Below are 17213 nucleotides of genomic sequence, written 5' to 3' on the forward strand. Positions count from 1 at the left end.
CTCAGCGCTCGGGGACCAGGTGGGCCAATGCCGGGCGGAACTCCTCGGGGCCGGGCGGTTCCTCGGCGATCAGGGCCTGCATCAGCAGGCCGTCGATGGCCGCGGGTAGCGCGCGCACCGCGCCGGTGTTCCGCGTTCCCGTGTCGTGCACGTAGCCGGTGGCCACCTCGATCCAGCGACGCGCGGCCGGGCGCAGCGCCGGTCTGCGGGCGGCCAGCAGGTAGAGCTCGTACTCGGCCAGCGTCCTGCCGCGCTGCTCGCGGACCATGCGGGAGAGCATCTCGGCGGTGGCGGTGACCCACCCCTCGGGATCGTCGACCACTTTTTCGGTGAGTTCGCGCAGCTCGGCGATCATCGTCTCGCAACTCTCCAACAGGGTCGCGATCAGCACCCCGTCGATGCTCTCGAAGTAGTAGACGACCGAAGCGGGCGGCACACCGGCCTCACGTGCGATGTTGCGGTGACTGACCCCCGCGATGCCGTCCCGTTCGATCACCCGCAGGGTGGCGTCGATGATCTCCCTGCGTCTGCGTTCACCTTTGGCGCGGCGCCCGTCGGAGTGCTCGGTCGGATTGCCGCCGTGGGTCAATGCGTACCTCCCGCCTCCAGCGCGACCACACCGCCGATGATCAGCAGGATTCCCGCGATCTGGGTCAGGGTCATGGTCTCGTTCAGGAACAACGCGCCGATCAGCACCACCAGGGCCACTCCGGCGGCCGACCAGATGGCGTAGGCGACGCCGACGGGTATGCCCATCTTGAGCACGTTCGCCAGTGCCACGAACGCGGAACCGTATCCGAGCACCACCAGCACCAGGGGCAGGGGCCTGCTCAGCCCGTCGACGAACCGCAGCGAGATGGTGCCGAGCACCTCCGACAAGATCGCCGCCACCAACACGATGTAGGCCAACTGCCCTCCGAACTCCCGTGCGGATCGGCGCGGTAGCCGCGAACCGTCCGAAAATTGAACGACTGTACTACTTCTTCAATATACCGCCGTCGCTCCAGGGTGTCGATGTATCCGCTCAGCGCTGCCGACCGCCGCGCTCGTCCTCGTCGGAACCGAAGATCCTCGAGCACAGCAGAACCACGGCCCAGATGCCCATCGGAAAGATCGGCCAGAAGAAAGTGGGACCACCGGAGGCGATCGAGGTGATCAGCCAGATACCGACGAGCACGAAGGAGGTTCCCGCCCAGTCCCGCCACTCGGCACCCCGACTCCGCCGCCCGCGGTTCCGTTCGACCGACTGCTCGTGCTCGTCGTCGTTCTCGGCCGCCGGGACGTCGGAACGCCCTTGCCGGGCGGGCCGGGAGGGGTCCGGCAGATCCCGCGTCAGGGGTTCCAGCTCGGCGCGGGTCACCGCGGCGTAAGCCTGCCCGACCCGTTCGTCGAACTCGGCTATGTCGAGCCTGCCCTCGTTCATCGCGAGGCGCAGCCGCTCGGCGACCGCCTCTCGCTCGGCGTCCGAGGCGCGCACTCCCCGTTCGTTCGGGCCGCTCCAATCCGGGCCACTCGCTGCTGGGCCGGACATCACGCCTCCCGATCGGCCGTTCCCGAGGTACGCCACACCGCGCGGTACTCCCGGCACGATGCTGTGCGAGGAGGATATCGAAGTCGCGCTCGTGGCGGGCCCGTTTCATCACAACGGCGACACCGGACCGCACCGCGATGGTTCCCACTGGATCGATCAAAGCCGGACTCGGACCACGAGAGTGGCGAAAATCGCAACCGCCATGACCTCGCACCAGCCGGGCGCGACACTGCCTCCGCGCAGACCCTGCGACCCCGTTCGGCGAGCCACCGACGAGCGGCGGGAAATCAGACACACCCGCGCTGCGCAGCGCGAACAGCGCAGCGTAGCGTTCTGTTACGCTTCCCCGGATTCCACGCTGACGGCAGGCGGACGACCTCGCGCCCGACTAGTCTTCCGTGTCGCCGTCTCGCACAATCACCGACTGTTCCCACCCCGAGCGACGCCCCTATGGTTACCGACGAGTAATAGAGGCTAAGCTCAGCGTCCAAACCCGCGAACAGGAGGCCACGAGCATGGTAGCCCTGCAGCTCGTCCTGGGCCTGATCTGTCTCGCCGTGACCGCCGTCGCGGTGGTCATGGTTGTCAGGACAGTTCGACGGATGGTGCGCTCCATCCGGCTCGGACAACCGGACCCGAACCGCAAGGGGCCGTTCGGCACCCGCTTCTCCAACATGCTCAAGGAAGTCCTCGGGCACACCAGGATGCTCAAGTGGAGCCACGTGGGAGTGGCCCACTGGTTCGTCATGCTGGGCTTCGGCGGACTCAGCCTGAGCGTGCTGGTCGCCTACGGCGAAGTGTTCCACGCCCCGTTCGAGATCCCGTGGCTGGGATCGTTCGGCCCCTGGAACCTGATCGTCGAGATCCTGGGCGTGACCACCATCCTCGGCGGTATCTGGCTCAGCGCCATACGCCAGCTCAACCACCCGCGCCGCGCGGGCAGGGTCTCCCGCTTCGCGGGCTCCAACTTCTGGCAGGCCTACTTCGTCGAAGCCGTCGTCGTGCTGGAGGGCGTGGGCATCATGGGCCTGCGCTCGTTCAAGGTCTCCTCCGACCTGTTCCACGCCCCGGTGTGGTCGGCGCCGGTGAGCTTCGCGCTGGGCAGCATACTGCCCGCCAGCGCGTTCGCGGTCTCGCTGTTCGCCGCGTTCAAGATCCTCTCGGCGATGATCTGGGTCATCGTCATCGCCTCGAACATCACCATGGGAGTGGCCTGGCACCGGTTCACCGCGTTCTTCAACATCTACTTCAAGCGCGACCCCGAGCGCACCGCGCTGGGCGCGTTGAAGCCGATGATGAGCAACGGCGCCCCGATCGACTTCGAGGAGGCCGACCCGGACACCGACACCTTCGGTGCCGGTCAGGTGGAGGACTTCTCCTGGAAGGGCTGGCTGGACTTCACCACCTGCACCGAGTGCGGGCGTTGCCAGTCGCAGTGCCCGGCTTGGAACACAGCCAAGCCGCTGTCACCGAAGATGCTGGTCACCAGCCTGCGCGACCACGCCTACGCGAAGGCGCCCTACCTGCTGGAGGGCGGCAAGAAGGACATGACCGGCGAAGAGGTCGGCCTCACCGGTGACGACGCGGAGGAGCGCAAGGGCAAGATCGACGCCCTGGCGCTGGCCGAGTCGGAGAAACCGCTGGTGGGCGGCCCGGAGGAAGCCGGGATCATCGACCCCGAGGTGCTGTGGGCCTGCACCAGCTGCGGCGCCTGCGTCGAGCAGTGCCCGGTGGACATCGAGCACGTCGACCACATCGTCGACATGCGGCGCTACCAGGTGATGATCGAGTCGAACTTCCCCACCGAGCTGGGCGGGATGTTCAAGAACCTGGAGAACAAGGGCAACCCGTGGGGCCAGAACAACAAGGACCGGCTGGCCTGGACCCAGGACCTCGACTTCGAGGTTCCGGTCTTCGACGGTGAACTCGAGGAGGACGTCGAGTACCTGTTCTGGGTCGGTTGCGCGGGCGCGTTCGAGGACCGCGCGAAGAAGACCACGCAGGCGGTCGCCGAACTACTGCACACCGCGGGGGTGAAGTACACCGTGCTCGGCCCGGAAGAGGGCTGCACCGGTGACCCGGCGCGCCGCGCGGGCAACGAGTTCCTGTTCCAGACGCTGGCCGAGCAGAACGTGGAAACGCTGAACTCGGTGTTCGAGAACCGCGAGCCCGGCAAGCGCAAGATCGTCGCCACCTGCGCGCACTGCTTCAACAGCCTGGCCAACGAGTACGGCCAGCTGGGCGGCAACTACGAGGTGGTCCACCACACGCAGCTGCTCAACCGGCTGGTGCGGGAGAAGCGGCTGGTCCCGGTGGCCCCGGTCACCGAGGACGTCACCTACCACGACCCGTGCTACATCGGCAGGCACAACAAGGTCTACGAACCGCCGCGTGACCTGGTCAACGCCTCGGGCGCCTCGTTCCGCGAGATGCCCCGCCACGCCGACCGCGCGATGTGCTGCGGCGCGGGCGGCGCCCGGATGTGGATGGAGGAACGCACCGGCAAGCGGATCAACCTCGACCGGGTGGACGAAGCGCTGGGCACAGCCTCGTCGAAGGTCGCCACCGGCTGTCCGTTCTGCAAGGTCATGCTCACCGACGGGATGACCACGCGGCAGAACGAGGAGGTCGCCTCCGAGAACGTCGAGGTCGTCGACGTGGCGCAGCTGCTGCTGCAGTCGGTCAGGCGCGGCACCGACGGTGCCGCCGCGAACGGCGAGTCCGGCGCGGAGACCGCCGACTCGGACGACGTCACCGCGAGCGCCGAGTCCAACGGCTGAGCTGAGCCGTACTTCCCCGCGGGGTGGGGTTTTGGGCTCGGTCCCGAGATCCCTGCCAGGAGCGATCGTTCGGCGAACGGGGCCGGATTCCCTACGGGAGTCCGGCCCCGCTTTTTGCCCGGCCCCGTCGTTTCCTGCCCGGCCCCGTTTCGTGCGTGGCCACGCTTCCTTCGCGCTCCTGCCCTGGCTTCGCGGTCCCGCGCTTCTTTAACGGTCCCTGCGCTGTCCGTCACCGTTCGACGGAGCATCCCCGCCCCTCCCGCGTACATTTCGCGAGAAATCGACGCCGCCCCGAGGTCGGCCGAACCTTCCGGAGTCCGCGCGGTGATTTCGTGAGAAATCGACCACGGGCACCGGAGGTGTCGGTAACGTCTCCTATGGTGGCGCCGGGTGACCGCTCCCCCGAGGCGGTGCCAGCGGCCCGGGAAGGGAGGTGCCGTGCAGCCACTGCGCGTCCCGAGCGAGATGTTCAGGTTCACCACCGGTGACCGCTCCGAGCTCTACTCCGCGATCCTGCACGCCTTCGGCGAGGCCAACGAACGCCTGGAAACCGCGCTGGGCCTCGACGAGGTGCGCGACAGGCTGCGCTCGGTGGGCTGGTTCGACGCGCTCTCCGAGGAGGACCTGCACGCCGCGCTGAAGCAGCTGGGCGACTGGGGACTGCTGGACAACGTCCAGAACCACGCCGAGAACTACCGCACCGCCGCCGAGTACGAACGCCGCAACCTACAGTACTCGTTGACCAAGCTCGGCGAGGCCGCCTTCGCCGGTGTGCAGCACGCGATGGCGACGCTCGCCTCCAGCGGGGCGTTGCAGACCGCGGTGCTCGACGCCATAGCCGACCGGCTCGGCGAGCTGAACAAGTTGCTGCGCGATCCGACCTCGGCCGACCGCCGGATCTTCAGCAGCCTGCAGGAGTTGGAGGGGCACCTGGAGGCCCTGCGCAACAACACCAAGCAGTTCAACGGGGAACTACAGCGGTTGCTGCGCACCGAGGGTGTCGACCTGACGACGTTCCACGAGGTCAAGTCGGCCACGGTCGCCTACCTGCAGGAGTTCTGCGACCAGCTCGAACAGCGCTGCCACGCGATCGCCTCCGGCATCGCCGAAGTGGAGGATCACGGTGTGGCGGAGCTGCACCGGCGGGCGCTGTACGGCGCGGAACTACCGCCCGGGGCCGGCGAGGAGCGGCGCACCGAGTGGCTGGGCCATCGCGCCACCCGCTGGCAGGGCCTGCGGATCTGGTTCCACCCGGAGGACGATTCAGCCCCGCGTGCCGAGCAGCTGCTGACCGTGGCGCGGCAGGCGATCGTCACTCTGCTGCAGGTGCTGGAACGCATCGACGACTCGCGGAAACGTTCCTCCAGTGTGGCCTCGGACTTCCGGGAACTGGCCCGCTGGTTCACCCGCGCTCCGGAGGAGGCGGACCTGCACCGGGTTTTCGCGGCCGCGTTCGGCCTGGGGTCGGCGCGGCACGCCCAGCTGGTCCACGACGACCCCGAGGTCATCGCCCCCTCCACGCCGTGGGCCGAGGCACCGGCGGTGGGGGTTTCGGCGACGCTGCGCACCGGGGGCCGCAAGGAGAGTTTCGCCCGCACCGGCAGGGTCCGGGACGTCGCCGAGCTCAAACGGCAGCGCGCGGAACGGGCCCGCGCCGAGCGCGCCCAGCTCGAAGCCGCCTGGCAACGCCTGGCCACCGACGGCCGGGTGCGGCTGTCCGGCTTCGCCGAGCTGGATCACACGGTGTTCCAACGGCTGCTCGAACTGCTGGGCAGAGCGCTGGCAGCCGAGCGGGACGAGTCCGGGGCGCGCCGCGCGAGCACGCCGGACGGTCGGGCGGAGATCGAATTGCGCGAACCCGGCGATCGGGCCGAAACGGTGCTGCGCACCCCGCACGGCACGTTCACCGGCCCCGACTTCACCGTCGACATCCGCATCGTGGGGCGTGATCTCGGCGAGTTCGAGCGGGAGGCGAGTTGAGCAACCTCAACAACCAGCTCGTGGCCACCGAGCGCGAGGAACTGGCGCGCTGCATCAGGGTGCTGCTGGCCGATCCGCTGCTGACGAAGCAGGACGCCCCGAAGGACTTCGACACGGCCCGACGCCGTCACGAGGCGCTGCGTTCCTGGTTCGACTACTACTGCGGCTGGACGCTGACCGTCATGCCCCGTGCGGGCTACGCCCGACTGCACAAGAGCCGGGGCGACGTGGACGCGAGCAGACCGGCCCGCAGACTTCGTTCGGGCAGGGCGCCGTTCGACCGGCGCCGCTACGCGCTGTTGTGCGTGGTGGCGTCCGAACTGCTGGCCACCCCCACGACGACCATCGGGATGCTCGCCGAACGGGTCCGCCACAGCACGGGAAACGACCCCGTCGTTCCCACCTTCGACACCTCGACACGTTCGGAACGAATGGCCTATGTGGACGTCCTCCGGTTGCTGGAGTCGTACACGGTGCTGGTAACCGTGGACGGCAGCACCGAGAGCTTCGTCGAGACCGAGCGGGCACAGGTGCTCTACCGGGTGGACTCGACCCTGTTGATGCGACTGCTCAGCACCGTGACCGGCCCCTCCCGCGTCGCCGAGGAGGGAACCGACTACGCGGATCCCGACGAACTGATCGAGGCGATCTCGACCGACTCGCGTTACGGGAACGCCGAGCACTCCTCGCGGAACCAGCAGAACCTGTGGGCGAGGCACTCGGTGATGCGCAAGTTGTTCGACGATCCGGTGGTGTACTGGCAGGACCTGAGCGAGCAGCAGCGCACCTACGCCGGTTCGCCGACCGGTCGCCAGTTGCTCCGTAAGGCCGCCGAGGAGGCGGGGTTCGTGCTGGAGGAACGAGCCGAAGGGCTCCTGCTGGTGGACCGGGAGGAGATCGCCACCGACAGCACCTTCCCGGACGACTCGGGCAACGCCAAGATCGCGGCGCTGCGATTGCTGGACGAACTCAACGCCCATCCGAAAGGCGTGACCGAGCAGCGGCTGCGCGAGGCGGCGGACGGGATACTGGCCGAGGAGCCCCGATGGGCGAAGTCCTACCGTTCCGAGGACGGCACGGCCCGCCTGGTCTCCGACGCGTTACGGGTGCTGACCGACTTCGACCTGGTCGCGCGGCACGAGGACCGGATTCTTCCTCGCCCGGCCGCCGCCCGCTACCGCCTCGACGGCGTGAAAGTCTCGGCTCCCTCGGAAGGAACCCACCAATGAGCGTCACCGAGCTGCCGACGCGCACCGACAGCGAGACCTCGCGGAACCGCTGGCAACCGCACCGGGCGGGCATCGTCAACATCTGGCGCTACTACGGGGAGACCTTCCGGTTCCACCGCGGCAGGCTGCTGCTGCGCGGCCCCAACGGAACGGGCAAGTCCAAGGCCCTCGAACTGCTGCTGCCGTTCCTGTTCGACGCGCAGCTCAACCCGAAACGGCTGTCCACGTTCGGTTCCGACCGGAGCATGCACTGGAACCTGATGGGCGAGGGCGCGGCCGGAACCACGCGGGTGGGCTACGTCTGGCTGGAGTTCACCCGCGAGACAGAGGAGGGCACGGAGTGGTTCTGCTGCGGCGCGCGGCTGCAGGCCAGCAAGCGCACCAGCAGTGTGACCCCGGCCTACTTCACCACCACTCGCCGGATACAGGCCCCCGACTCCTCGGTGCACGACGCGGCGGAAACAGCGGACGAGGCAGCGGAAACCCTGTCGCTGCTCAACGACTCCGGTCAACCGCTGTCCCAGGCCGCCCTGGCCGAGGCCATCGGTGACTCCGGGGAGGTTCACCAGAACACGGGCGACTACCGCGCCGAGCTGCGCGCCAGACTGTTCGGCGGTATCGGGCAACAGCGTTACGAGTCGCTGATCAGCGCGTTGCTGCAATTGCGCACCCCGAAACTCTCGGAACGGCTCGACCCGAACTTCCTGTCCAATCTGCTTTCCAACGCGCTGCCGCCGCTCGGCGAGACCGAGATCAGCGAGCTCGCGGACGGCTTCGAACGGCTGGACCGGCAGCGCGAACGGGTCGCCAGACTCGACTCGGAGGTCGAGGCCGCCGAGAAGCTCGCCGAACGGCAACAACAGTACGCACGGCGCGTGCTGCGCAACGCCGCGGCCGAGCTGATCTCGGCCAACACCGAAGTGGACAAGACCAGCGGCCTCGCCCGCGAGACCCAGCAGCGGCACGAGGACGCGCTCGCCGAACGCGAGCAATTACGCGGACGCCAGGGCGAACTCGCGGGCACGATCACGAAGCTGCGTGAGGAATTCGAGGGACTCAGCGACCGCAACAGCGAGTTGAGCGACCTCGCGGCCGACAGCGAGCGGGCGCGGCACGACGCGACCGAACTGCGCGGCAAGGCCACCGACGCGCGATCGCGGGCCGAGCGGGAAGAGCGGAACTCGACCGAGGCACGGGAGACCGCCCGGAAGGCGGAAACCGAACGGCAGGAAGCCGCCGAGGACGCCAGGCAGTCGGCGTGGCACCTCGGCATGTCGAGCACCCACCACGAGATCTCCGAGTCCGCGCACGACTCGAAGCACGCGATGACGCTGCTGCGCGCGGCGGTCGGCAGCAAACAGGACATGATCCACGAGCTGCGCACCGCCCTGGACACCCACGAAACGGCGATTCGGGACCGTGAGCGGGCCGAGCGGTGGACCGAACAGGCCAGGGGCGAGCTGGCCGAGGCCACCGAACGCCGCGACGCGGCCGAGCGGGCCCACGAGGTCGCGGTGCGGCAACAGGCACAGCGTCTGCGGGACTGGGCCGAGGCCAACGTCGAGCTGCGGATCGACGACGCCGAGGAACTCGCCGAATCGGCCGAGGACCACTCCACGGTGCAGCGGTTGGTGGGCCACGCCGCCCGCCCCGCCGCCGAAGCGCTCACCACCGAGCGAACCGAGCAGCGGGCGCGCCGCGACGACCTGGCCGAACGACACGCCGCGCACGCGGCCGAGATCGAACGGCTCCGGCACGAGACCGACCTGCCACCGGCGGCCCCGGCCACCCGCGACTCCGACCGTTCGGCGCTGCCGGGTGCCCCGCTGTGGCAGCTGGTGGACTTCGCCGAGGGCACCGACGAGGCGACCAGAGCGGGTGTCGAGGCCGCACTGCAGGCGGGCGGCCTGCTGGACGCGTGGGTCACTCCCGAGGGCGAACTCACCCCGGACGGCCACGACACCTTCCTGACGGCCGGTTACGCCGAACGGGTCGACGGGCGCACGTTGGCCGAGGTGCTGCGTGCGGAGCCCGGACAAGCGGTGCCCGAAGCACGGGTGGAGCGGATACTCGCCGCTATCGCCTTCGACGACCGGTTGCCCGCCGAGCACCCGGTGGCGATCGGTGCGGACGGGCGGTGGCGACTCGGCCCCGCCACCGGGAGTTGGGCCAAGCCCGCCGTGGCACACATCGGCGCCATGGCACGGGAACGGGCCCGCGAACGGCGGATCGCCGAACTCTCGGAACTCCGCACCGAGCTGGACGCCGCACTGTCCGAAACGGATGGAATCCTGGCGGAGCTGGGCGAGCGCCAGGAACGGCTGCGCACCGAGCAGGACTCGCTGCCGCCGCCCGAAGAGGTCAAGAACGCCCGCGAGGAGCTCGACACGGCCACGGCCGCGGTGGCGGCCCGACAGGACACCGTGCTCCGCTGCGAGCGGGAGGTCACCGAGTACGCCGAGGCGGTCGAGCGGACCCGGAACTCGCTGGCGGCCAAGGCCGACGAGTACGGGATGCCGCGGGAACGAGCGGCGCTGGACACCTTCGAGAAGGCGCTGCGGAAGTTCGACCGGAGCGGGGAGCGCTGGATCCACGCGATGCGCGAGGCCGACACGGCCGAAAACATCGCGCGGGACAAGGCCGAACAGGCCGAGCGTTCGCTGACCGACGCACAGCAGCGCGAGGAGGAGGCCGACAGCGCCGAGCGACGAGCCGAGGGCCTGACCACGAAACTGCGTGCGCGGGAACGCGCACTGGGCGCCGAACAGGGCGAGATCCTGCGTGCGCTGGAGGACGTCCGAGGCAGGCTGCGGCAGGCCCAGAGCGACTCGGAGTCGCTGAACGAACAGTTGCAGGAGCTCGCGGGCCGGATCGGCTCGCTGGAGAGCTCGCTGGTATCCACCGGGCAGGAGCACGAACGCGCCGTGGGTGCCCGGGACGAGAGGTTGGAACGGTTCCGGCGGATCTCCGCGACGAGCATCCCGGGCGACGCCGGAATCGAACTGGACACGACTTCCGACGCCGTTCGGCCGACCCTGGAGTCGGCCCGCTCGGTCACCGAGACGTGGCCCAACACACCGCACACCCCGAAGAACATCAACGACTCGCTGGACCGGCTCAACGAGACCCTGCACAGCTACCGGGAAGTGCTGGCCGAGCACGCCGCCGTGGCGCTGGAACTCGACGAGGACGTGCACGTGTTCGTGGCGACGATGAACGGCGTGCGACTGGGTGCGGCGCGGCTGTTGGAGTCGCTGCGCGAGGAACGTGACCGCCAGCGCACCGACATCACCGAACGCGAGCACGAACTGTTCGACAAGACGCTGACCGGCGACGTGCGCAGACACCTGGCGGAGCGGATCAGGAGCGCCAACGAGCTGGTGGACGCGATGAACGAGCGCCTCGAACGGGTTCGCACTGCCTCCGACGTGGCCGTCCGACTGGTGTGGCAGGTGGGGCGGGAGCTCCCCGCCGGTACACAGGCCGCGCGGGACCTGCTGCTCAAGGACCCGGTACGGCTGTCCGAAGAGGACCGCGAGTCGCTGCACCGGTTCTTCCGGGAACGCGTCGAGGACGCCAAGGCGAACAACACCGCCACGTCCTGGGAGGAGCAGCTGCGCGAGGTCTTCGACTACACCAAGTGGCACCGGTTCGACGTGCGGATCGACCGGGGCCGCGACAACGGCTGGGAACTGCTGACCAGGAAGCTGCACGGGGCGCTCTCCGGCGGGGAGAAGGCCATCGCGCTGCACCTGCCGCTGTTCGCCGCCATCGCGGCGCACTACGAGTCGATGCCCGGGGCGCCCCGACTGATCCTGCTGGACGAGGTTTTCGTCGGGGTGGACGGCGCCAACCGGGGGCAGGTTTTCGAGCTGCTGAACTCGCTGGGGCTGGACCTGATGCTGACCTCGGACCACGAGTGGGGGACCTACCGGGAACTGGACGGCATCGCGATCCACGCGCTGACCACCGGCGACGGCGACGACGCGGTCACCACCACCCGGTTCGTGTGGGACGGCCAGGGGTGGCGCGAGTGACCCCGCCGGATTCCCCACGGGTGGGGCCGTCGGATTCGCGGTGGGAGAGCCTATCGGATTCACGGCGGGAGCGTCTGCCGGATTCGCTGCGCGACGCCGAGCTGAGTCCACTGTGGCGCGCGGTGCACGAACGGCTCTCCTCCGGCCGCACCGTGCGCGTCGTCCGGGTGGGGCCGCTGGACGAGGCGCAGCGCTCCCGATTGGCCGACCTGCTGGGAAGGACCCGGCTGCCCGGGGAGTACGAACGGATCACGCTGGCCGAGCTCGACGCGGCCCTGCTGGAGGTGTGTGGGCGGGACAGCCGTGCGGTGGTCGCCGAGCTGGTCGGCCCGCTGGACGACCAGGCGGCACGGCGGAAACGGCACACCGACGAGGTGACCGAGCTGTGGCGGTGGCTGGCCGAGCACGAGGTGGTGGCGGCCCGTCCCGAGCTGGCCGAGTGGGCGGCGCAGGTGAGGCGCAACGGGCTGGTGGACGGTTCGGTCTCCCGCACCCGCGAGCTGCTCGGCGACGCGCTGCGGGTGCTGGCCGGGCTTCCCGAGGGCGGGCTTCCCGAGAATGGGCTTCCCGAGGGCGGGCTTTCCGGGGCAGGGCTCCCAGAGGGCGGGCTCCCAGAGGGAGGCATCCCGCTGCCGGTGTTGGCGGAGCGGGAGCTGCGCGACCCGCACGCGCTGGACGGCGACACGCGGGCGGCGGGACTCGTGCTGCGTGCGCTGGCCGTACTGCACGGGGTCCCGGTGCCGGAGTACGCCGAGCAGCGGCGAGAGCTGTGGGAACGCGCCGGGGTGGCCGAGGACGAACTCTCCGGGACGGTGCTGGTGTCCGGGCCGGTGCTCGGCGGACAGGGAACCGCCGCGCGGCTGCTGCGGGTGGGGCGCGAGGACGGGCAGGCCGTCGCGCTGACCCCGGCGCAGTTGCGCGATGGTGACCGGGAAAGCGGAGTTCAGGGTGGCGGGATCGTCCCGGCCGAGGGCGTGACCGAGGTGTACGTGGTGGAGAACCCGGCGGTGCTGACGTTGGCGCTGCGGCGGTTCGGTTCGCGCTGCCCACCGATGGTGTGCGTGTCGGGATGGCCGAACAGTGCGGCGATCCTGCTGCTGCGGGAACTCGCGGCGCACGGGGTAATTCCGCGCTACCACGGGGATTTCGACGGCGAGGGGCTGCGGATCACCGCTCACCTCGTGGAGCGGGTGGGCGCGCGGCCGTGGCGGATGTTCGCGGCCGACTACCTGGCTGCCCTGGCGGGATCGGACAACGCCGGCTCGAACGAGGCTGGATCTGACGGCGCTGGTTCGGATGGCGCTGGTTCGGATGGCGCTGGTTCGGATGGCGCCGCATCGAGCGGGGGAGAATCACGACGCGGCGGACCGGCCACCGGCTCCGTGCCGGACACCCCGTGGGATCCCGAGCTCGCGGCAACCGTGCGGGAGCACGGGGTGGCCGTCCCCGAGGAGCGGGTGGCCGAGGCGCTGCTGGAGGAGTTGGCACGAGCGGCAGTCTCGCTGCCGCCCTCCCCGATGGGGTGAAAGATCGTCGCGACAACCCACACCGTCGACCGCTCGCGGCAGGCTCGGGGTATGAATACCGCGAGATTCGGGAAGAACCGCTAGTGCGCGGGTCCCGTTACCCCGGCGGGGAATGGGATCCGCTGGTCGAACTTCACGGCCTCTGGACTCCGGGACTCGCCGACCGCTATCTGCCGATTCCCGGAATGCCGCCGGTGAAGTACGAGTGCCAGGACGGACGTTTGCTGGTCAGCCGCTGCGAAGGAGCCGACACTGTCCATGCCGCCGATGAGCTGCGCGAGATCCTCAAGCCAAACGCGAAATCCCTGGGTGGTGGCGCCTACACCACCCTGAGCATCCAGCTCAGCCCGAAAAGTTGGACTCAGCCCGACTTCGCGGTGCTGCGTGAACCGGCGCGCGGACGAGAGTGGATACCCGCCACTCGGGCTCTACTCGTCGGCGAGTGCCTCTCGCCGTTCAGCGGCGTGGCCGACCGGATCGACAAACCCGCCATGTGCGCCGAGGCGGGCATCGAGTACTTCATGCGGGTGGAGGTCTCCTACGCCAAGAAGTACGCCGAGGTAGTACTGCTGCGGCTCGGTGACCACGGCGGCTACGAGGTGCACGCCAAGGCGCTGGCGGGCGACACCTTCGAGACGCGGGAGCCGTTCCCGCTCCGGTTCGACCCCACCGAACTACTGGAGGACTGAGGCGGCAACCGGAAGAACTCGTCGTCGCGAACCCGTCGCCGCTGCGGTTCTCAGCGCAGTGGTTCGAAGCGCAGTGATTCTCAGCGCAGGCTGGCGAGGAAGGACGACCAGGCACGCTGATCGAAGGCGAGCACCGCCCCGTCCGGCACCTTGGAGTCCCGCACCGCCACGGCAGGCCCCGCGAAGGCGACCTCGAGGCAAGCATTGTTGCTTCCACCGCCGCTGCGGCTGCTCTTGCGCCACGGCACAGCTGTGGGTTCCGGGAAGGCAACCTCCACACAAGCGTCGTTGCTTCCGCCACCGCTGCGGCTGCTCTTCCGCCACCGCACTGCGGAGAGGTCCAACGCGTACATAGCGCCCCACTTCGGCAATCGCGTCACTGGAGTTCGGCAGCGGCCCGTTCGATCAGCCTCATCGACTGTTCGGCAGGCAAGGCTTGGGCGAACAGCCGCTCGAATACCACCCTAGCCTGCTGAACCTCCCCGGCCTTCTCCACGTGGACCGAGCCCACGGGGTGAGAGACGAACAGTACGTCGTTGTCTTCCGGCTCCGGGAACTCCAGAACAACGAACGCTCCCGCCATCCCCAGGTGACAACCGGTTGCCTTGGGCAGTATCCGCAGTTCCACCCGATCCAGCTGGACCACTTCGAACAGGTGGCGAAGTTGATTCCGCATCACCCGTGGGCCGCCGATCGGGCGTTCCAGCGCGGCCTGGTCCACCAGCGCCGTCAGCTCCAGCGGATGCTCGGGATCGGTCAGTCTGCGTTGTCGAATCGTCCGAACCGATACGTCGTTTTCCACGTTTCGTTCGAGGCGCATCCCACTGTCAGCGGTAAAGATCGCCCGCATGTACTCCTCGGTCTGCAGCAGTCCGGGGATGTACATCAACGAGAGCTCCTGAACCGCGCACGCCTCGGTCTCCAGGTCCACGTAACCGCGATCCTCCACGCCGTAGGCCCGCCACCAGCCGCGTTCCCTGGCGGCTCTGGCCAGGTCCAGCAGTTCGGGGTCCCGGATGTCGTAGAGGTCCATCATGGATCTGGCCTCGTGCACCGAGGTGATCACATCGCCGTTCTCCTTGCGGCTCAGCGCGCTGGTGGACATGTCCAGCTCGCAGGCCGCGTGCTCCTGGGTCAGCCCGGCCCGCTCCCGCAGATACCGGATCCTGCGTGCGAGCCTGCGGCGTCGGAACGTGGGGCTGGTGCGAACCACCGCAAAAGACCTCCCCGACAACGGTCGTGACCCACACCATGATCCCAGCGGGAATCCGTGAGCGGGATTCCCGCATCCGGTGATCCCGCTGAACCGCCTCCCGATGGGCGATTCCCGTTCGGACAGTGCTCGGTGAAACGGCTAACTTTCGAGGAGGTTCACGTGATCCCGAACGTTTTCGGCCTGGCCCGGCCCGACGCCTCCGGCACGCCCGACCCGGATTCGGTGCTGCTGTGGGGAATGGAAACCGCCGAAGGTGCGGTCCTGTACTGGAAGGAGGGCGACCGCAGCCAGTTCGCGGTGTTCGACACCGCCGACGGCGCGGCCGAACGCTTCGGCCCGCTGTTCGACCTGGTGCTCTACCGGCCGTGACTCCCACCCCGCCGCCCGGCGATTTCGCGAGAAATTGACACCCACGCCCCGCCGTCCCTCACTCCACGCCGTCACCGATCCCGGCGATTTCGCGAGAAATTGACGCCGGGCGGTAACGCCGACGTTCCACGCGACACGGACAGGGGCGTAGGCAATCACAACGACTAGGCGGGATTGATGTGGGATCTGTCGACCAACGGGGAGTCGCATGGTTCACCGCTGTCTACGCGGAGCACTACGACGCGGTCCGCCGATACGTGCTGCGCAGGCTGGGCGATCCGAGCATCTCGGAGGAACTCACCCAGGAAGTCTTCGTGATCACCTGGCGCCGTCGCAGCCGGGCACCGGAACGCTGTTTGCCCTGGCTCTACGGCATCGCACGCCGCGTACTGGCCAACGACCGCCGCGCGGGCCGGGCGAGACCGACCTTGGTGGGTCTTCCCGGTGACGACGTGCTGCGCGACCGGCGGGAGGACCCGGCTCGCGGGGCACAGCACGCCGATGTGCACCGCGCGATGGACGCGCTTTCCGAACCCGACCGGGAGGTCCTCCGACTGGTGGGTTGGGAGGGCCTCGACCTCGGCGACGCGGCGCGGGTGCTGGGCTGCGCTCGGGGTACGGCGCGGGTTCGGTTGTTCCGCGCGCGGCGACGACTGGCGAAAAACCTGGAAACCCCTGCTTCGGCCCGCGAAAACAGCGATTCGGCTCTCTACCCGGCAGCTGTCGAACCTTTGGAGGAGTCCCATGCGTGACGTCGAGACGGTCCGCGAACTCGTCGGCCACGCCGACCCGGCGCGGAACTCCAACAGTGGCGGGCCGGAGAGACCGACCGCCGCGGATCTGATCGCACGGGCGGAACTGCGCGAGCACGCCGGGAGCGAAGTCCCGTTGCCCGGGTCGCCCGACCGTCGGCGTGGGAAACAGCGTCGTCTCGTAGTGGCGGCATCGTTCTTGGGAGCCGCACTACTCGGCAGCGTTCCGCTGCTGAGCGGAACGACCGCCGTATCAGAGCAGAGCCCTCCCGAGGTCGGACCGGTGCGCGAGGCAACCGAACTCGGTGCGGACGTTTCCGGACGAGCGGCCACCAACGAGCTGCTCACCAGGGCGGACGGCTTGGAGACCGCGCCTTACGAAACCGCCGAGGGCGAGTTCGGCTACATCCGCACCCACGAGTGGTCCGGGTCGCTGTGCTCCTCGGAGGTGGAGCACTGCGCGCACTACGCGCAGCGGCACGAGACCTGGTTGCGGGAGCCCGCAGCGGGAACGACGCGAACGGTTCCGCAACCGCCGGAGTTCGGTTCCGACTCGGACCGGAACTTCTGGGAGCGGCAGAGCGGCTGGACCGGACATCGCAGGACCAGCGAGAAACGGATCGGTCCGAACAGTGTTCACCTGGCGCGGTGCGTTCCCGAACGACCCGAAAGGGTCGCGGAGTGCCTGAACGTGCGGCGGAACGATTCCCGGGACGTGTTCCGCGGCGTCGTATCGCTGTTCAAGCACGACCTGCTTACCCGTGAGATGCGTGCGGAACTGCTGCGGGTGCTCGCCCGCACACCGGGTGTGCACTTCCGGGGTGAGAGCGAGGTGCGCGGTCACCCGGTGTTCGCGGTGGGGCTCACCAGCTCGGCATCCGTCGGGAAGGTTTCCGAGATGCTGCTGTTCGACCGCGCGACCGGGGTGCTGCGCTCCTTCGAGAACCTCAACCTGGACCGGGGCGAGCTGACCGGTTACGTGGTCTTCGAGAAGTACGGCCGGACGAACACGCGGGGCTGAGCCACCTCGCGGAGCTCGTCGTGGATAGGAAACGAGGGGCGTCGTCCACGCGACGCCCCTCCAGTTGATGCACCGAAGCGAAC

14 protein-coding genes are annotated in these 17213 nt (G+C 68.9%); 9 read left to right on the forward strand and 5 right to left on the reverse strand.

Annotated features, from left to right (window positions below; all coding sequences use genetic code 11):
• Position 1: 1 nt before the first annotated feature.
• The 3 genes from ACOQFL_RS15370 to ACOQFL_RS15380 form a co-directional block, all read right to left on the reverse strand.
• Positions 2-589 carry a TetR/AcrR family transcriptional regulator gene (locus ACOQFL_RS15370; RefSeq protein WP_435544849.1) on the reverse strand — a complete coding sequence of 196 codons (588 nt, stop codon included), beginning with the start codon at positions 587-589 and terminating at the stop codon, positions 2-4.
• Positions 586-909, reverse strand: coding sequence for a DMT family transporter (locus tag ACOQFL_RS15375; protein WP_435544850.1), 324 nt, complete (start codon positions 907-909; stop codon positions 586-588). Before ACOQFL_RS15375 ends, ACOQFL_RS15370 begins: the two co-directional genes overlap by 4 nt.
• A 115-nt stretch (positions 910-1024) precedes the next feature.
• Positions 1025-1531, reverse strand: a complete 507-nt coding sequence (locus tag ACOQFL_RS15380; protein WP_435544851.1) for a DUF1707 domain-containing protein — start codon at positions 1529-1531, stop codon at positions 1025-1027.
• A gap of 515 nt (positions 1532-2046) precedes the next feature.
• Between ACOQFL_RS15380 and ACOQFL_RS15385 the strand changes: the two genes are divergently transcribed.
• The 6 genes from ACOQFL_RS15385 to ACOQFL_RS15410 all read left to right on the forward strand — a co-directional run bounded on the left by ACOQFL_RS15385 (position 2047) and on the right by ACOQFL_RS15410 (position 13772).
• Positions 2047-4311 carry a heterodisulfide reductase-related iron-sulfur binding cluster gene (locus ACOQFL_RS15385; RefSeq protein WP_435544852.1) on the forward strand — a complete coding sequence of 755 codons (2265 nt, stop codon included), beginning with the start codon at positions 2047-2049 and terminating at the stop codon, positions 4309-4311.
• 465 nt (positions 4312-4776) lie between these two features.
• Positions 4777-6291 (forward strand): TIGR02677 family protein, encoded by a 1515-nt coding sequence (locus ACOQFL_RS15390; protein ID WP_435544973.1) that lies wholly within the window; start codon positions 4777-4779, stop codon positions 6289-6291.
• Positions 6288-7520 (forward strand): TIGR02678 family protein, encoded by a 1233-nt coding sequence (locus ACOQFL_RS15395; RefSeq protein WP_435544853.1) that lies wholly within the window; start codon positions 6288-6290, stop codon positions 7518-7520. Before ACOQFL_RS15390 ends, ACOQFL_RS15395 begins: the two co-directional genes overlap by 4 nt.
• Positions 7517-11557, forward strand: coding sequence for a TIGR02680 family protein (locus ACOQFL_RS15400; protein WP_435544854.1), 4041 nt, complete (start codon positions 7517-7519; stop codon positions 11555-11557). Before ACOQFL_RS15395 ends, ACOQFL_RS15400 begins: the two co-directional genes overlap by 4 nt.
• Positions 11554-13083: a TIGR02679 family protein gene (locus ACOQFL_RS15405; RefSeq protein ID WP_435544855.1), complete on the forward strand. Its 1530-nt coding sequence runs from the start codon at positions 11554-11556 to the stop codon at positions 13081-13083. Before ACOQFL_RS15400 ends, ACOQFL_RS15405 begins: the two co-directional genes overlap by 4 nt.
• An 83-nt stretch (positions 13084-13166) precedes the next feature.
• Entirely contained in the window at positions 13167-13772 is a 606-nt protein-coding gene (locus ACOQFL_RS15410; RefSeq protein ID WP_435544856.1) for a Uma2 family endonuclease, read from the forward strand.
• Positions 13773-13852: 80 nt separating this feature from the next.
• Here ACOQFL_RS15410 and ACOQFL_RS15415 read toward each other — a convergent pair whose 3' ends face one another.
• Together ACOQFL_RS15415 and ACOQFL_RS15420 are read right to left on the reverse strand one after the other, a co-directional pair.
• Positions 13853-14125, reverse strand: a complete 273-nt coding sequence (locus ACOQFL_RS15415) for a DUF397 domain-containing protein (protein WP_435544857.1) — start codon at positions 14123-14125, stop codon at positions 13853-13855.
• Positions 14126-14148: 23 nt separating this feature from the next.
• Entirely contained in the window at positions 14149-14985 is an 837-nt protein-coding gene (locus ACOQFL_RS15420; protein WP_435544858.1) for a helix-turn-helix domain-containing protein, read from the reverse strand.
• 162 nt (positions 14986-15147) lie between these two features.
• Between ACOQFL_RS15420 and ACOQFL_RS15425 the strand changes: the two genes are divergently transcribed.
• The 3 genes from ACOQFL_RS15425 (at position 15148) to ACOQFL_RS15435 (ending at position 17130) form a co-directional block, all read left to right on the forward strand.
• Positions 15148-15357, forward strand: coding sequence for a hypothetical protein (locus ACOQFL_RS15425; protein WP_435544859.1), 210 nt, complete (start codon positions 15148-15150; stop codon positions 15355-15357).
• A gap of 179 nt (positions 15358-15536) precedes the next feature.
• Positions 15537-16109 carry an RNA polymerase sigma factor gene (locus ACOQFL_RS15430; RefSeq protein ID WP_435544860.1) on the forward strand — a complete coding sequence of 191 codons (573 nt, stop codon included), beginning with the start codon at positions 15537-15539 and terminating at the stop codon, positions 16107-16109.
• Positions 16102-17130 (forward strand): hypothetical protein, encoded by a 1029-nt coding sequence (locus ACOQFL_RS15435; protein ID WP_435544861.1) that lies wholly within the window; start codon positions 16102-16104, stop codon positions 17128-17130. Before ACOQFL_RS15430 ends, ACOQFL_RS15435 begins: the two co-directional genes overlap by 8 nt.
• Positions 17131-17213: the final 83 nt, after the last annotated feature.

Origin of the sequence: Actinopolyspora sabaoui (genome assembly GCF_051225635.1) — a bacterium.
In the GTDB taxonomy this organism is placed as follows: Bacteria; Actinomycetota; Actinomycetes; order Mycobacteriales; family Pseudonocardiaceae; genus Actinopolyspora.